General features: G+C 70.8%; 13 protein-coding genes. 6 read left to right on the forward strand and 7 right to left on the reverse strand.

Translation table 11 applies throughout. The features are described 5' to 3' along the window. Position 1 precedes the first annotated feature (1 nt). The 3 genes from NF681_04455 to NF681_04465 all read right to left on the reverse strand — a co-directional run bounded on the left by NF681_04455 (position 2) and on the right by NF681_04465 (position 2,731). Complete coding sequence (locus NF681_04455) at positions 2-1,540, reverse strand: EAL domain-containing protein (GenBank protein UST54466.1); 1,539 nt, start codon at positions 1,538-1,540, stop codon at positions 2-4. A 91-nt stretch (positions 1,541-1,631) separates the two neighbouring features. Then, the gene (locus tag NF681_04460) at positions 1,632-1,859 is read right to left on the reverse strand and encodes a SlyX family protein (protein UST54467.1); all 228 of its coding nucleotides are present in this window, start codon (positions 1,857-1,859) and stop codon (positions 1,632-1,634) included. A gap of 41 nt (positions 1,860-1,900) precedes the next feature. After that, positions 1,901-2,731: an IclR family transcriptional regulator gene (locus NF681_04465; protein UST54468.1), complete on the reverse strand. Its 831-nt coding sequence runs from the start codon at positions 2,729-2,731 to the stop codon at positions 1,901-1,903. A 179-nt stretch (positions 2,732-2,910) separates the two neighbouring features. Between NF681_04465 and hmgA the strand changes: the two genes are divergently transcribed. The 3 genes from hmgA to NF681_04480 all read left to right on the forward strand — a co-directional run bounded on the left by hmgA (position 2,911) and on the right by NF681_04480 (position 7,580). Further along, a complete protein-coding gene (gene hmgA / locus NF681_04470; protein ID UST54469.1) occupies positions 2,911-4,311 on the forward strand; it encodes a homogentisate 1,2-dioxygenase in 1,401 nt (466 codons plus the stop codon). After that, positions 4,308-5,606 (forward strand): fumarylacetoacetase, encoded by a 1,299-nt coding sequence (fahA, locus tag NF681_04475; GenBank protein UST54470.1) that lies wholly within the window; start codon positions 4,308-4,310, stop codon positions 5,604-5,606. Before hmgA ends, fahA begins: the two co-directional genes overlap by 4 nt. A 180-nt stretch (positions 5,607-5,786) precedes the next feature. After that, complete coding sequence (locus tag NF681_04480; protein UST54471.1) at positions 5,787-7,580, forward strand: ABC transporter ATP-binding protein/permease; 1,794 nt, start codon at positions 5,787-5,789, stop codon at positions 7,578-7,580. On the opposite strand, the gene NF681_04485 is transcribed toward NF681_04480, so the two are convergent. Then, complete coding sequence (locus NF681_04485; GenBank protein UST54472.1) at positions 7,581-8,075, reverse strand: acyl-CoA thioesterase; 495 nt, start codon at positions 8,073-8,075, stop codon at positions 7,581-7,583. Between the two features lie 102 nt (positions 8,076-8,177). On the opposite strand from NF681_04485, the gene NF681_04490 reads away from it, so the two are divergent. The 3 genes from NF681_04490 (at position 8,178) to NF681_04500 (ending at position 12,111) form a co-directional block, all read left to right on the forward strand. Beyond that, the gene (locus NF681_04490) at positions 8,178-9,071 is read left to right on the forward strand and encodes a LysR substrate-binding domain-containing protein (GenBank protein UST54473.1); all 894 of its coding nucleotides are present in this window, start codon (positions 8,178-8,180) and stop codon (positions 9,069-9,071) included. Positions 9,072-9,269: 198 nt separating this feature from the next. Beyond that, a complete protein-coding gene (locus NF681_04495; protein UST54474.1) occupies positions 9,270-10,931 on the forward strand; it encodes an L-lactate permease in 1,662 nt (553 codons plus the stop codon). Positions 10,932-10,959: 28 nt separating this feature from the next. Beyond that, positions 10,960-12,111 carry an alpha-hydroxy-acid oxidizing protein gene (locus NF681_04500; protein ID UST54475.1) on the forward strand — a complete coding sequence of 384 codons (1,152 nt, stop codon included), beginning with the start codon at positions 10,960-10,962 and terminating at the stop codon, positions 12,109-12,111. A 22-nt stretch (positions 12,112-12,133) separates the two neighbouring features. On the opposite strand, the gene NF681_04505 is transcribed toward NF681_04500, so the two are convergent. From NF681_04505 to NF681_04515, 3 genes are read right to left on the reverse strand one after another with little or no spacing between them, the layout of a single operon-like run. Beyond that, positions 12,134-13,996 (reverse strand): dihydroxy-acid dehydratase family protein, encoded by a 1,863-nt coding sequence (locus NF681_04505; protein ID UST54476.1) that lies wholly within the window; start codon positions 13,994-13,996, stop codon positions 12,134-12,136. Beyond that, positions 13,993-15,012: an NAD-dependent epimerase/dehydratase family protein gene (locus tag NF681_04510; protein UST54477.1), complete on the reverse strand. Its 1,020-nt coding sequence runs from the start codon at positions 15,010-15,012 to the stop codon at positions 13,993-13,995. Before NF681_04510 ends, NF681_04505 begins: the two co-directional genes overlap by 4 nt. Continuing rightward, a complete protein-coding gene (locus NF681_04515; GenBank protein UST55864.1) occupies positions 15,009-15,755 on the reverse strand; it encodes an FCD domain-containing protein in 747 nt (248 codons plus the stop codon). The genes NF681_04510 and NF681_04515 overlap by 4 nt, the downstream gene beginning before the upstream one ends. Positions 15,756-15,926: the final 171 nt, after the last annotated feature.

The raw sequence follows: 15,926 nt of genomic DNA on the forward strand, positions 1-15,926 counted from the left end.
CTCAGGAGCCGAAGAGCTTGGACGCCTCGACGGGCTTGCTGAAGAGCCAGCCCTGCGCCAGCGCATGGGGCGCCAGCGTGAGGAAGTAGGCGGCCTGGTTCTCCTCCTCGATGCCCTCGATGACGATGCCCAGGCCCAGCACCTCGGCCATGGCCACGATCTGCGGGGCGATGGTGTCCTGGTCGCTCTGGTCGTGCAGCGCCTGCATGAACGTGCGGTTGATCTTGATGGCGTCCACGCGCAGGCGCGAGAGGTAGGAAAGGCTGGAGTAGTCGGTGCCGAAGTCGTCGATGTAGACCTTGTAGCCGGCCTCGCGCAGGCGGGCGATGGCGCGGCCCATCTCGCGGCTGTTGGCGGTGGTGCGCTCGGTGAGTTCGAGGCCGATGCTCGCGGGCTTCAGGCCGGCGTCGTGGAGGCGCGAGTTCAGGAACGGCAGGAAGCTGCCATCCATGATGTCGCTGGCCGCCACGTTCACGGTGATCTTGTAGTCCGGCCGGCGCCGGAGTTCGTCGCCCAGTTCCTGGAGCACGTGGTTGATGACGAAGCGGGTGATCTCGCCGATGAAGCCGTCCTGCTCGGCCACGCTGATGAAGGCGTCGGGGCTGACCTGCTTGCCGGTGGTGTCGGTCCAGCGCAGCAGGGCCTCGGCGCCGACACGGCGACGGTCGGTCAGGCGCACGATGGGCTGGTAGACGAGCTTGAGCTTGCCCGAGTGCAGGGCGAGCCGCAGCTGGCGGCCCAGCGAGTTGGACCGCCCGATCAGCGAGCTGAGGACGAAGCCGCCGCTCAACCCCAGCAGCAGGCCGAAGATGCCGAATTCCAGCAGCACCGGCGAGCGCAGGATGGAGGCCGGACTGCGCAGGGTGGCGACGATGCAGCCGGCGTACGAATCCGAGCAGCGCACCTCGTAGCGGCGGTCCTGCACGTCGAAGGACTCGCCCGTGCGCAGCGGGATCTGGTCGAGTTCCAGGGCCGGACCGTCGGAGAACAGCACCCGGCGCTTGCCGCCGGTCTCGGCCACCACCGTGTAGGACAGCCGCGGATCGACGGCATCGGCATAGGCCCGCCCGTTGATGGTGACCACGGCGTCGCCCTGGGCGATCATCAGGGCTGACGCATCGGGGATGCCCAGCTGCGGCGTGGACAGCACCACCTGCCGGCCCTGCGCGCTGACGAAGTCGGGCACCGGCAGGGCCACGGGCGGCTCGACGCGCCCGATGGTCGAGGTGCACACCAGCCGGCCTTCGCGCAGCCGCGATGCCACCTTGATGTATTGCGAGGCCAGCACGATGCCGCGCAGGCGGCCCACCTCGTCTTCCGAGCAGTTCGTCTCCGGCAGGGCGGTGATCCGGACGAGCGCGTCGGTGGCCTCGGCGCTGATGCGGTCGGTGCGCGTGATGTAGGTCGCGGCCAGTTCCGCGGCCTCGGCCTGCTGCTGGCGCTGGACCGTGAACTCTCCGATCAGCAACGCCAGCGACGTGGCCGCGACGGCCATGCCGAGCATGCTGAAGACGGTACGGGCCAGGGGTTTTTGGAACATGTTCTTGGAGCGGCAGCCGAAAGCCGGAAAACTGGATTTTCGATGGACGGGCGCCGCGCCCGGACGGCAGGGTGATGGAACGGGTCCGGACTCAGTAGTGGGGAGGTAACTCCGAGCGCGGATTGTGTCCTGAGGCGACTTCGCCGGTGTTTTCGTCGGGCAACTGGCGGCGCAACTGGTTGAGCTGAAGGAGCAGGCGGTCGATCTGCTCCTGCTGACGGTAGATGACCAGGTTGAGCCGGTCGAGCAGGTCGTCGGTGAAACTGGCCTTGACCTCCAGGTCGACCAGGCGGCGCTCGATGCGGGTTTCGTGAGGCATGGCCGGATTGGACAGGAAGACGGTGACGCGCGCGACCGTTTTCAGCGCCCCAGCCGTTTCGAGACGGCGTTCGCGTTCTCCTTGAGCGCCTGCGCGACCGGTCCGTCCCAGCCGGTGTCGAAGGTCCCGGAGGGGCCGATCGCCGTCATCGCCAGCACGATGGCGCCGGTGTGGTCGAAGACCGGCGCGGCCATCGCGCTGACGCCGGGCACCACCTCGTTGGCCGAACGGCTCGCGCCCTGGGTGCGCACTTCCTGCAACTGCAGTTCGAACTCGGCCCAGGACGGCAGCGGCGCGGCCGCGGGGAGGCCGGGCCGGGCGGTCGCGCCGGCATCGGCGTCGGCCGTCGGGTGCTGCCGCTCGCGCCGGCGTTCGGCGTCGAGCTGCCGGCGCACCACCTCCTGCGGCAGGTGGGCCGCGAACAGCCGGCCCGAGGCCGTGCGCGTCGGCGAGAACACCGTGCCGTGGCGCAGGCTCACGTGCACCGGCGAGGGCGCCTCGGCGATCTGCACGATGGTCGCGCCGCGCGCGCCCCATACCGCGATGGCCACGGTCTGGCCGATCGCGCGCGCCAGCGGCGCGAGCAGCGGCGCGGCGATGCGCACCGGATCGGCCTGCTGCAGGCCGATCAGCCCGAGCTGCAGCGCCAGCGGTCCCAGCAGGTAGTGGCCGCTGACGGCGTCCTGCTCGATCAGCCCGAGGCGCCCGAAGCTGACCATGTACGGGTGCGCCTTGGCCGGCGTCATGTCGGCCTCGCGCGCGAGGTCCTTGAGCGCCATCGGGCGCCCGTGATGGACCATGGCGCGCAGCAGCTGGCCGCCCACCTCGATGCTCTGGATGCCGCGCTGGACGCGGTCGCTGCCGGTGGCCATCGTTGTCGTGCCCTGTCGTTGGTTCGTTCGTGCGTTCGCGGGGACTGGGGATTAGACATGAAGCGCCGGACGCCCTAAACTCACCGAATTCGCTCAAAGCGAATGAATTCAGATTAGACGAACAAAATCGACGAGACGAGTTGCCGAGCCAGTTCCACCCGACCACGGAGACACCACCCATGACATCGCCTTCCCTCGCCGAGCCCTCGCAGGCGCCCGGGACCGCCTCCCGCGCGACGCCGGACGCGCCGCTGCGCTACCAGTCGGGCTTCGGCAACGAATACGCCACCGAGGCCGTCGCCGGGGCCCTGCCCAAGGGCCGCAACAGCCCGCAGCGCGCGCCCTTCGACCTCTACCCGGAACTGATCTCGGGCACCGCCTTCACCGCGCCGCGCCACGAGAACCGCCGCAGCTGGCTGTATCGCCGCCAGCCTTCGGTGGTGGCCGGGCGCTACCGGCCGTATGCGCAGCCGCACTGGACGACCGGCGGCGGTGGCCCCGCGCTGGTGCTGCCGCCCGAGCCGCTGCGCTGGGCGCCGCTGCCGTTCGACGGCGCCGAGGGCGCGGAGGTCGACTTCGTCGACGGCATGCGCACCCTGGCGGCCAACGGCGACGCCGAGACGCAGACCGGCGTGGCCGCGCACGTCTATTTGGCCAATCGCTCGATGACGCGGCGCGCCTTCGTCGATGCCGACGGCGAACTGCTCCTGGTGCCGCAGCAGGGCCGCCTGGTGCTGACCACCGAGATGGGCGTGCTCGAGGTGCGCCCGGGCGAGATCGCGGTGCTGCCGCGCGGCGTGGCGTTCAAGGTCGGCCTGCCGGATTCCAATGCCGGTGGCGGCTTCTCGCGCGGTTACGTCTGCGAGAACTACGGGGCGCAGTTCCGCCTGCCCGAGCTCGGGCCGATCGGCTCCAACGGCCTGGCCAACGCGCGCGACTTCCAGGCCCCGGTGGCCGCCTACGAGGAGGACGCGGCGCCGTCCGGGACGGGCGAGGACGGCTACGAGATGGTGAAGAAGTTCGGTGGCCACTTCTGGCGCGCGCCGCTGAAGCGTTCGCCTTTCAACGTGGTGGCCTGGCACGGCAACCTGGCGCCGGTGAAATACGACACGGCGCACTTCATGACGATCGGATCGATCAGCTTCGACCATCCGGACCCCTCGATCTTCACCGTGCTGACCTCGCCGAGCGACACGCCCGGCACCGCCAACTGCGACTTCGTGATATTCCCGCCGCGCTGGCTGGTGATGGAGGACACCTTCCGTCCGCCCTGGTACCACCGCAACCTCATGAGCGAGTTCATGGGTCTGGTCTACGGCCAGTACGACGCCAAGCCCGGCGGCTTCAAGCCCGGCGGCGCCAGCCTGCACAACCCGATGGTGCCGCACGGCCCCGACGAGGAGGCCTTCGACAAGGCCAGCCATGGCGACCTGAAGCCGCACAAGCTCGATCACACCCTGGCGTTCATGTTCGAGAGCCGCTACCGTCTCGTCCCGACCGCCTACGCGATGGGTTCGAGCGCCCTCGACGACGACTATGCCGACTGCTGGGCCGGCCTCAAGGACCAATTCAAGCCATGACCATCCCTTCCGACACCTCCCTCGGCATCGCCCTCGACGCCACCCACGATGCCCGGCTGCGCAGCTGGGTCGCCTCGGCCAATGCGGACGGCGGCGATTTCCCGATCCAGAACCTCCCGTTCGGCCGCTTCCACACCGCCGCCGACGCGACCCCGCGCATCGGCGTGGCGATCGGCGAGCACATCCTCGACCTGCGCGCGGCCGGACTGGTCGACCACGTCGACATGAACGCGCTGATGGCCGCGACGCCGGCGCAACGCGCGGCGCTGCGCGCGCGCCTCTCGCAGGGCCTGGCCGAGGGCAGCGACCGGCGGTCGGCCTGGGAAGCCTGCCTGGTCGCGCAGGCCGACGCGACGCTGCACGTGCCCTGCCGCATCGGCGACTACACGGACTTCTACACCAGCGTCCATCACGCGACCACCGTGGGCAAGCAGTTCCGCCCGGACAACCCGCTGCTGCCCAACTACAAGTGGGTGCCCATCGGCTACCACGGCCGTGCCTCGTCGATCATTCCGAGCGGCCAGGCGTTCCGGCGCCCCAAGGGCCAGACCAAGCCGGCGGACGCCGAGGTGCCCACGCTCGGTCCGTCCCGGCGGCTGGACTGCGAACTCGAACTCGGCTGGCTGGTCGGCCCCGGCAACGCGCTGGGCGAGCCGATCGCGCTGGACGACGCCGAACGTCACCTGTTCGGCGTGACGCTGTTCAACGACTGGTCGGCGCGCGACATCCAGGGCTGGGAATACCAGCCGCTCGGACCGTTCCTGTCGAAGAACTTCGCCAGCACCATCTCGCCCTGGGTGGTGACGATGGAGGCGCTGGCGCCGTTCCGCACCGCGTTCGAGCGTCCGGCGCTCGACCCGCAACCGCTGCCCTACCTCGACGCGTCGGCCAACCGCGAGCACGGCGCCTTCTCGATCGCCCTGGAGGTGCTGCTGCAGACCGAACGCATGCGCGCGGCCGGCGAGGCGCCGGTGCGCCTGTCGGCCACCGACATGGCGCGCGCGGCCTACTGGACGCCGGCCCAGCTGGTCTCCCACCACACGGTCAACGGCTGCAACCTGCAGCCGGGCGACCTGATGGGTTCGGGCACGCTGTCGGGCCCCGGCGAGGGCGAGGCGGGTTCGCTGATGGAACTGACCGGCGGTGGCAAACGGCCCCTGCTGCTGCCCAACGGCGAGCAGCGCACCTTCCTGGAGGACGGCGACACGCTGGTCCTGCGCGGCTGGTGCGAGCGCGAGGGCGCCGTGCGCATCGGCCTGGGCGAGGCCCGGGGCACGGTGCTGCCGCCCGCCTGAGAGCGTCGCGCCGCGCGCCGCGGCGCCCCGGTGGCTTCGTCCGACACGGGGCATGGAAAGGGGCCGTCCAGAATCCCGGCTGCCCGATTCCCCGGGCTCCCCTTTCCCAGGCGCTCCGTGTCCGACCTCCCACCCCGATCCTCCCGCGTCCGTCGCAAGCGCGGGGCGCCGACGCTGTCGATGACCGCCTGGCGACAGTTCCTCGCCGTCGCCAAGCCCTACTGGCAGGGCGATCAGCGCAAGCGGGCCTGGTCGCTGATCGCGCTGCTGGTCGCGCTGATGCTGCTGGAGACGCAACTGGCGGTGATGCTCAACGACAAGACCGGCGAGCTGACCTCGGCGCTGGCCGGACGCGAGGCCGACCGCTTCTGGAGCGCGGTGCGCGCCTGCCTGGCGGTGCTGGCCGTCGCGGTGCCGGTCTACGCGTTCTACTACTACATGCGCGACGCCTTCTCCAACGGCTGGCGGCGCTGGCTGACGGCGCGTTTCCTCGACGGCTACCTCGGCAGCCGGCGCTACTACGAGATCGGCGCCAGTGGCGACGTCGACAACCCCGACCAGCGCATCAGCGAGGACATCAACACCTTCACCGGTCGCTCGATCCACTTCATGCTGATCTTCATCGGCTCGCTGATGCAGCTGGTGGCTTTCAGCGCCGTGCTGTGGTCGATCTCGCACGTGCTGGTGGGCTTCCTGGTGCTGTACGCGCTGGCGGGCACGGTCGGGGCGCTCTACCTCTTCGGGGCGCCGCTGATCCGTCTGAACTTCTGGCAGCTGCGGCGCGAGGCGGATTTCCGCTTCGGGCTGATCCGCCTGCGCGAGAACGCCGAATCGATCGCCTTCTACCGGGGCGAGTCGCAGGAGCGCACCGAGATCGACGCGCGCTTCGGCCAGGTGTTCGTCAACTACGCGCGGCTGATCAAGAAACAGCGCTCGCTCAACCTGTTCCAGCGCGCCTTCAGCCAGCTCACCCTGGTGCTGCCGAGCATCATCCTGGCCAACGACGTGCTCTCGGGCGAACTGGAGGTCGGCCGCGCGGTGCAGGCGGCCGGGGCGTTCGCGGCGGTGCTGGGCGCGGTCTCGCTGATCGTGGACAACTTCGAGAGCCTGAGCCGCTTCGTCGCCGGCATCGACCGCCTGCACACGCTGTCCCAGCGCGTCTTCGGCGGGCCGGTGCCGCACACCGGCCACGTGGCGACGCCGACGGCCTCCAGCACCAAGGCGGCGCGGCGGCAGATCGTCCCGGGCGCGGAGAACGTCGCCGTCGAGGGCGCCACGTCGGCCGACGCGCCGGGGCCGCGCATCCAGGTCGAGATCGGCGACCAGCTCACGCTGGCCGCGCTGACGCTCTACACGCCGCAGTTCGGCCGCCTCCTGGTGGAGGACCTGAGCCTGTCGCTCGCGCCGGGCGACGGCCTGCTGATCAGCGGGCCGAGCGGTTGCGGCAAGAGTTCGCTGCTGCGCGCCATCGCCGGGCTGTGGCGCACCGGCAGCGGCACGGTGCGCCATCCGCCACCGCAGGACGTGTTCTTCCTGCCGCAGCGGCCCTACATGCAGACGGGCTCGCTGCGCAGCCAGCTGCTCTATCCCGGCGGCGGCGACACGCCCCCCGACGACGAACGGCTGCTGGCGATCCTCGGCGAGGTGCAGATGCCCGAGCTGGCCAAGCGCGTGGGCGGCCTGGACGCGGCGCACGACTGGGAGAAGCTGCTGTCGATGGGCGAGCAGCAGCGCCTGGCCTTCGCCCGCGTGATGGTGCGCCAGCCCCGGCTGGTGATCCTGGACGAGGCCACCAGCGCGCTCGACAGCGCCAACGAGGGGGTGCTCTACCGGCGCCTGCGCGACGCCGGCATGACGGTGATCAGCATCGCCCACCGCCCGGCGGTGCTGCGCTACCACTCCCACGTCCTGCGCCTGAAGGGCGGCGGTGCCTGGGAGCTGCTGCGCGCCGAGGACTACACCTTCGACGACTGACTAGGGGCTCGCCACCGTGCCGGCCATGCCGCGCGGGACCGCGCCGGCCGCGCCGCCGGCCACGCTCCGGCCGGCTTCCAGGTACGCCCGCGCCCGTTGCGCCAGGGCCATCTCGCCCGGCGTGGCGGGCGCGAAGGCGTCGACCGGCACGGGACGGCCCTGCGCGTCGGGCGCGACGCAGACGATCAGGCATTCGGTGGTGGTCTGCATCTCGCCGCCGGCCACGTCGCCGCTGCGCACCTCCACGGAGAGGTTCATGCCGGTCCTGCCGGTGTAGGCGAGGCGGGCTTCCACCTCCACCAGGGCGCCGGCCTGGATCGGGCGCTGGAAGCGGATGCTGCCGACGAAGGCGGCCACGCAGCGGCGCTGGGCCCACTGGGAGGCGCACGCGCAGCCGGCCTCGTCGATCCACTTCATGACGGTGCCGGCGGAAAGCCTGCCGCCGGTCTCGGCGGCGCCGGGTTCGGCCAGGAATCGCAGGGTGAGGGAGGGCATGGATGGACTCCGGCGGGGATCGGAAAGGCTGGGCCGACCGATTATCCCGGCGCGCCGTGGCGCCCGCATGGCCACAATGCCCAATCTTCCGCCCACCGACCGATGACGCTGCCCCGCATACCACCCATCGCCAGCCTGCTCGCCTTCGAGGCACTGGCGCGCCTGCGCAGCGTGACGCAGGCGGCCGCGGCGCTGAACGTCACGCCCAGCGCGGTGAGCCACCGCATCCGCCAGCTGGAGACGCAGCTGGGCTTCAAGGTCTTCGCCCCCGGCGACTTCAGCCTGAGCGCCGACGGCGCGGCCTACCTGGTGCGGGTGCGCGAGGCGCTCGCGGCCCTGCAGCAGGTGCCCGGGCAGGCGCCGGCCGCGCGCGTGCCGCCGGTGGCGCGGCTGCGGGTGGCGGTGACGCCGACCTTCTCGCGCCAGCTGCTGCTGCCGCGCCTGGCCTTGTTCCGCCACGCCTTTCCCGACATCGAGCTGGTGCTGCAGGTGGTCATCCCCTTCCACCACGTGACGGCCGAGGAGGCGGACATCGAATTGCGTTTCGGCACCGGCCCGTTCGCCGACCGCGAGTCGATGCACCTGCTCTCCGACGAGGTGTGCCCGGTGTGCAGTCCCGCCTACCTGCACGAGGTCGGCCCGCTGGAGGACTTCGCGAGCGACGAGGCGGTGGCGCGCGCGCACCTCATCCGCACGCCGCTGGAGCCGTGGCGCACCTGGTTCCACGCCACCGGGGTCCTGCGGCCCGAGCCCCTCGCGGGCGCGCAGTTCGACGACCTGGGGCTGGTGCTGGACGCCGCCGTGGCCGGCTTCGGGGTCGCGCTGATGCGCCTGCGCCTGGGCCAGGCTTGGCTCGACAGCGGCCGGCTGGTGCGGCTGTCGCGTCAGAGCGTGCGGTCGCCGCACGACTACTTCCTGTGCTGGCGCCCGGGCACGCTGGAGCGCTGGGAATGCGCCGCCTTCGTCGACTGGCTTCGCCAGGCCCTGAAGGACTGACGGCAGGGATATCACCCCCTCCGCGCCGGGGCGGGGGCCGTGAAAATCCTTCACGCCGCGCGGCACCGAAATTCACGGCCGCCGCGCACCGGCCTCCTTACAGTCCGTCGTCCGCTCACGGCGTCGTCCCCATCGGCGATCCGGGCCCGGGCGCGGCCCGCACGAGGCCGCCCACAACAACACCTGGAGACGAAGCACATGGTCTGGCAGCAGATATACAACCCGTTCGGCAACATGATCATCTCGACCGCGCTGGCGGCGATTCCCGTGATCGTGATGCTCGGCGCCCTGGGGTTCTTCCACATCAAGGCGCACATCGCCGCCGGGATGGGGCTGGTGGCGGCGCTGATCGTGGCCGTCTTCGCCTACGGCATGCCGGTGGACATGGCCGGGCGCGCGGCGCTGCTGGGCGGCTTCACGGGGCTGCTGCCGATCGGCTGGATCGTGCTGAACATCATCTTCCTGCACCAGCTGACCGAGCAGAACGGCAGCTTCAAGGTGCTGCAGGACTCGCTCTCGGGCATCACCGAGGACCGGCGCATCCAGCTGCTGCTGATCGCGTTCTGCTTCGGCGCCTTCTTCGAGGGCGCGGCGGGCTTCGGCACGCCGGTGGCGGTGACGGCGGCGATCCTGATCGGGCTGGGCTTCTCGCCGCTGGCGGCCTCGGGCCTGTCGCTGATCGCGAACACGGCGCCGGTGGCCTTCGGCGCGCTGGGCACGCCGGTGATCACGCTGGCCCAGGTGCACGGCTACGACCTGCAGCAGGTGACCGCCATGATCGGCCGCCAGCTGCCGTTCTTCTCGCTGCTGGTGCCGTTCTGGCTGATCTGGGCCTTCGCCGGCTGGAAGGGCATGAAGGAGATCTGGCCCGCCATCCTGGTGGCCGGCGCGACGTTCGCGATCCCGCAGTACCTGGTGTCGAACTTCATGGGCCCGGAGCTGGTGGACATCATCGCGGCCATCGTCTCGATGGCGTGCCTGGTCGGCTTCCTGCGCGTGTGGCAGCCGAAGAAGGTCTGGACCTCGCCGGCCCTGCGCGGGCGCGACATCAGCGCTTCGGAAGCCAAGCCGCCGCAGCCCGTGGTGCGCCACTCGCGCGAGGCGCTTATCGCCGCCTGGACGCCCTGGGCCATCCTGTCGATGTTCGTGTTCATCTGGGGCCTGCCGCCCGTGAAGGCCTGGCTCAACGGCGTCTTCGCGCCGAAGTTCCCGATCGCCGGCCTGCACAACCTGGTCATGAAGGTGCCCCCGGTGGTGCCCACGCCGCATCCCGAGTCCGCCATCTACACGCTCAACCTGCTCTCGGCCACCGGCACCGGCATCCTGCTGGCGGCGCTCGTGAGCGCGCTGATCATGAAGTACAAGCCCTTCGAGATCCTGCGCACGTTCTTCCGCACGGTGTGGCTGGTGAAGTTCTCGTTGCTGACCATCGTGCTGATGCTGGCGCTGGGCACGCTCACGCGCTTCTCCGGCACCGACACGACGCTGGGCCTGGCCTTCGCCAACACCGGCGTGTTCTACCCGTTCTTCGGCACGCTGATGGGCTGGATCGGCGTCGCGCTGACCGGCTCGGACACGGCGTCCAACGTGCTGTTCGGCGGCATGCAGAAGGTCGCGGCCGAGCAGCTGGGCCTGTCGCCCAACCTGATGGGCGCGGCCAACAGCTCGGGCGGCGTGATGGGCAAGATGATCGACGCGCAGTCGATCGTCGTGGCCTCCACCGCCACGCGCTGGTTCGACCACGAAGGCGACATCCTGCGCTACGTGTTCTTCCACTCCATCGCCCTGGCCTGCCTGGTGGGCCTCTACGTGACGATGCAGGCCTACGTCTGGCCCTTCACCCTGATGGTGGTGCGCTGAGCCCCACCGCCCTGGAAACCCCGTCCCCATGACCGTCATCACCACCATCGAGGACCTGCGCGTCCTCGCCGAGCGCCGCGTGCCGCGCATGTTCTACGACTACGCCGACTCCGGCTCGTGGACCGAGGGCACCTACCACGCCAACACCGACGACTTCAAGAAGATCAAGCTGCGCCAGCGCGTGGCCGTGAACATGGAGGGCCGCTCGCTGGCCACCACCATGGTCGGGCAGACCGCGAAGATGCCCGTGGCCATCGCGCCGGTGGGCCTCACCGGCATGCAGCACGCCGACGGCGAGATCCACGCGGCGCGGGCGGCGGAGAAGTTCGGCATCCCGTTCACGCTCTCGACGATGAGCATCTGCTCGATCGAGGACATCGCGCAGAACACCACGGCGCCGTTCTGGTTCCAGCTCTACATGATGCGCGACCGCGAGGCCATGGCCCGCATGATCGAGCGTGCCCGCGCCGCGAAGTGCAGCGCCCTGGTGCTCACGCTCGACCTGCAGGTGATCGGCCAGCGCCACAAGGACCTGAAGAACGGCCTGACCGCGCCGCCGCGTCCGACGCTGCGCAACATCGTCAACCTCGCGACCAAGCCCGGCTGGTGCCTGGGCATGCTGGGCACCAGGCGCCACACGTTCCGCAACCTGGTGGGCCACGTCAAGGGCGTGAGCGACATGCGCTCGCTCTCGGCCTGGACCAACGAGCAGTTCGACCCGACGCTGTCGTGGGCGGACGTGGCATGGGTGAAGCAGCAGTGGGGCGGCAAGCTGATCCTCAAGGGGATCATGGTGCCCGAGGACGCGCTGCTGGCCGTGGACGCGGGCGCCGACGCCATCGTGGTGAGCAACCACGGCGGGCGCCAGCTCGACGGCGCGCCCTCGAGCATCGAGGCGCTGCCCCCGATCGTCGAGGCGGTGGGCGACCGCACCGAGGTCTGGATGGACGGCGGCATCCGCAGCGGCCAGGACGTGCTCAAGGCCTGGGCGCTGGGCGCGCGCGGCACGATGATCGGCCGCGCGATGGCCTACGGCCTGGGCGCGATGGGCGAGGCCGGCGTGACCAAGGCGCTGCAGCTCATCCACAAGGAGCTCGACGTGACGATGGCCTTCTGCGGCCACGTCGACATCCGCAACGTCGACCGCTCGATCCTGCTGGCGGGGACCTACCCCACCTGAGCGGACGGCGGCCCCGCCGGCGTCAGTGGTTGTCCCGCGGCACGCCGAAGGTCGCGTCGATGCGCTGGTACTTCACCGCCGGCTTGAGCACCATGCCCTCGGACAGCTCGCCGACGATGGCGCGCTGGATGTCCTGCCAGGGCGTCTGGCTCGGCGGGTACTGGTAGCCGCCGGCGGCGTCGAGTTCGGCGCGGCGGCGGCGCAGTTCCTCCTCGTCGACCAGCATGTCGGCGCTGCGCTTGTTCAGGTCGATGCGCACGCGGTCGCCGGTGCGCAGCAAGGCCAGGTTGCCGCCGGTGGCGGCCTCGGGCGAGGCGTTGAGGATCGAGGGCGAGCCGGAGGTGCCCGACTGGCGGCCGTCGCCGATGCACGCCAGCGCCAGCACGCCGCGCCTGATCAGGTAGTCGGGCGCGCGCATGTTCACCACCTCGGCCGCGCCGGGGTAGCCCACCGGGCCGACGCCGCGCATGAACAGCACGCTGTGCTCGTCCAATGCCATCGCCGGGTCGTCGATGCGGCGGTGGTAGTCCTCGGGGCCGTCGAAGACGGCGGCCGTGCCCTCGAAGGCCATCGGATCGGCGGGGTCGGCCAGATAGCGTTCGCGGAATTCCGGCGTGATCACGCTGGTCTTCATGATGGCCGAGTCGAACAGGTTGCCCTTGAAGTGCAGGAAGCCGGCGTCGGCCTTCAGGGGCGCGTCGTAGGCGAAGATGACCTCGCGGTCGTCGGTGAAGCGGTTCTCGCAGTTCTCCACCATCGTCTTGCCGTTGGCCGTCAGCGCGGCCTGGATGCGGCCCTGCGCGATGAGCTCGGCCACCACCGCCGGCACCCCGCCGGCACGGTAGAAATCCTCGCCCAGGTACTTGCCCGCGGGCTGCAGGTTGACCAGCAGCGGCACGTCGTAGCCGTGCGCCTCCCAGTCGTCGTTGTCCAGCGCGACGCCGATGTGCTTGGCGATGGCGTTCAGGTGGATCGGCGCGTTGGTGGAGCCGCCGATGGCCGAGTTCACGGCGATGGCGTTCTCGAACGCCGCGCGCGTGAGGATGGCCGAGGGCCGCAGGTCCTCGCGCACCATCTCGACGATGCGCCGGCCGGTCATGTAGGCCATCTCCTGGCGGTCGCGGTAGGGCGCCGGGATGGCGGCGCTGCCCGGCAGCGTCATGCCCAGGGCTTCGGCCAGCGCGTTCATGGTGGAGGCCGTGCCCATGGTGTTGCAGTGGCCGGTCGAGGGCGCCGAGGAGGCCACCAGCTTCAGGAACTCCTGGTAGCCGATGGTGCCGGCGGCCATCAGCTCGCGCGCCTTCCAGACGATGGTGCCCGAGCCGGTGCGCTCGCCCTTGTACCAGCCGTTGAGCATCGGGCCGGAATTCAGCGCGATGGCCGGAATGTCCACCGTGGCGGCGGCCATGAGCTGCGCCGGCGTGGTCTTGTCGCAGCCGGTGGTGAGGACCACGCCGTCGATCGGGTAGCCGTAGAGCACCTCGACCAGCGACAGGTACTGCAGGTTGCGGTCGAGCGAGGCGGTGGGGCGCTTGCAGGTCTCCTGGATCGGGTGGATCGGGAACTCGAAGGCGATGCCGCCGGCGTCGCGGATGCCCTCGCGCACGCGCTCGGCCAGCACGATGTGGTGGCGGTTGCACGGCGCGATGTCCGAGCCGGTCTGGGCGATGCCGATGATCGGGCGGCCCGACTGCAGTTCGTCGAAGCTCAGGCCGAAGTTCATGGTGCGCTCGATGTAGAGCGCGGTCATGTCGGCGTTGTCGGGGTTGTCGAACCACGACTGCGAACGCAGCCGCTGCGGGCTGGTGCGCGCCGGCGCGGGTTCGGCCTTGGGGCTGAGTTCGGTGCCTTCGCCGGTGTTCAGGGCGGCTTCGGAATCGGTCATCGGGTCATTCCTTTCAGGGTCTGCGCGGCGTCGGGCCGCGCGGCGCAGTCGTCGATGTACTGCCGGACGATGTCGGCGAAATTCTCGTGTGGCGCGAGGCCCAGGCGCTTCGCGCGCTCGGCCGTGGCGCCGCCGGGCCAGTTGGCGACGATGCCGGCGATGCGCTCGTCGCGCTCGAAGCGCACGCGCGCGCGCACCTCGGGGCCGGCGACGGCCTCCAGCGCGTCGAGCATGTCGCTCACACGCACGTTGAGCGCGGGCAGGTTCATGGCCAGCCGGCCGCCGAAGGCCTCGCGCGAGGCCTCGTAGACGGCGATCAGCCCGTCGACCGTGTGCGCCGGCGAGGACATCGGGTGCGAGACGTCCGGCGACACCGGACAGACCGATTCGACCCCCGCCAGCGGCTCGCGGATGATGCCGCTGAAGAACGACGAGGCGGCGCCGTTGGGCCGGCCCGGGCGCACCGTGACGGTCATGAGGCGCGCGGCGCGGCCGTCGATGTAGCCCTTGCGGGTGTAGTCGGCCACCAGGTGCTCGCAGATCAGCTTCTGCGTGCCGTAGGAGGTCTGCGGCGCGGGCAGGGTGTCGTCGCCCACCAGCGCGGGCAGCGGCATCGACGCGTCGGGGCCGAAGACGGCCACCGAGCTGGAGAACACCAGCCGCGCCACCGCCCCGCCGGCCTCGACCCGGGCGCGCAGGGCGTCGAGCAGGGCGCGCGTGCTGTCGAGGTTGGAGCGCAGGCCGAGCTCGAAGTCGGCCTCGCATTCGCCCGAGACGGCCGAGGCGAGGTGGAACACGCCGTCGAAGGGTTCGGTGCGTAGGGCGTCGACCTGGGTCAGCAGCGCGCCCGTGCGGGCCTCCACGCGCGCATCGGCCAGCAGGTCGGCCGGGGGCGGGGCGATGTCGGTCAGCACGAGGCGTTCGATGGTCGATCCGGCCAGGGTGCCGCGCGCGAGCAGCGTGCGGGCGAGGCGGGCGCCGACGAAGCCGCCGCCGCCGGTGATGAGCAGTTTCATGGGGTCTCCTTGATGGTTCTGGGTGGCTTCGGGGAAGGACGGCGCCGCGCACCGATCACGCCGGCCTCGACCAGCCGGCCCTCGCCGCTGAGGATGTGCCGCGTGGCGTGGTCGCGCGCCGCCGCCGGGTCGCGCGCGGCGATGGCCTCGACGATGGCGCGGTGCTCCTGCTGCACGGCCTGCATGAAGTCGGCGCGCCGGGCCTCGTTGCCGCGCGTGATGCGCATGCCCTCGCGCAGGTACTGCTCCAGGAAGCCCAGCAGCAGCCGGAACTGCGGGTTGCCGGTGGCCTCGCCGATCAGGCGGTGGAAGCCCAGGTCCTCGGCCACGCCGTCGCGCCCCTCGGCCACGGCGGCGTCGATGGACTTCAGCGCGCGGCGCATCGCGGCGATCTGGGCGCGCGTGGCGCGCTCGGCGGCCAGCGCGGCGATCTCGCCTTCCAGCACGCGGCGCACCTCCACCACGTGAACCACGGCCTGCACGGACCCCAGCACGGCCGGGTCGAAGGCCAGGGCGCGGTGCGTCGGTGGCTGCGCGACGAACACGCCCGAGCCCTGGCGCGAGACGACGAGCGCCTTCGACTTGAGCTGGTGCACCGCCTCGCGCACCACGGTGCGCGAGACGCCGTGCGCGAGCGCCATGTGGTGCTCGGTGGGCAGGCGGTCGCCGGGCCGCAGTTCGCCCGATTCGATCTGCGCGGCCAGGCGCGAGGCCAGGCGGTCGGACAGGCGGTCGGACTCGATGCGAAGCGGTGGGGAGGAGGCCGGCGCGGGGCCGGCGATGGCGACAGGATTCAGCACGGTTATCTGCTCATCATACAAATTTGGGGCGAGGATGTAAGCGGGTTTTCTCTTAACGGTTTGTCCGTATGGCGAGGCCCGCGCGGCATGCAGATACTGCGCCGGTCCGCAAAC

Source organism: Comamonadaceae bacterium OTU4NAUVB1 (genome assembly GCA_024372625.1).
In the GTDB taxonomy this organism is placed as follows: domain Bacteria; phylum Pseudomonadota; class Gammaproteobacteria; order Burkholderiales; family Burkholderiaceae_C; genus Variovorax.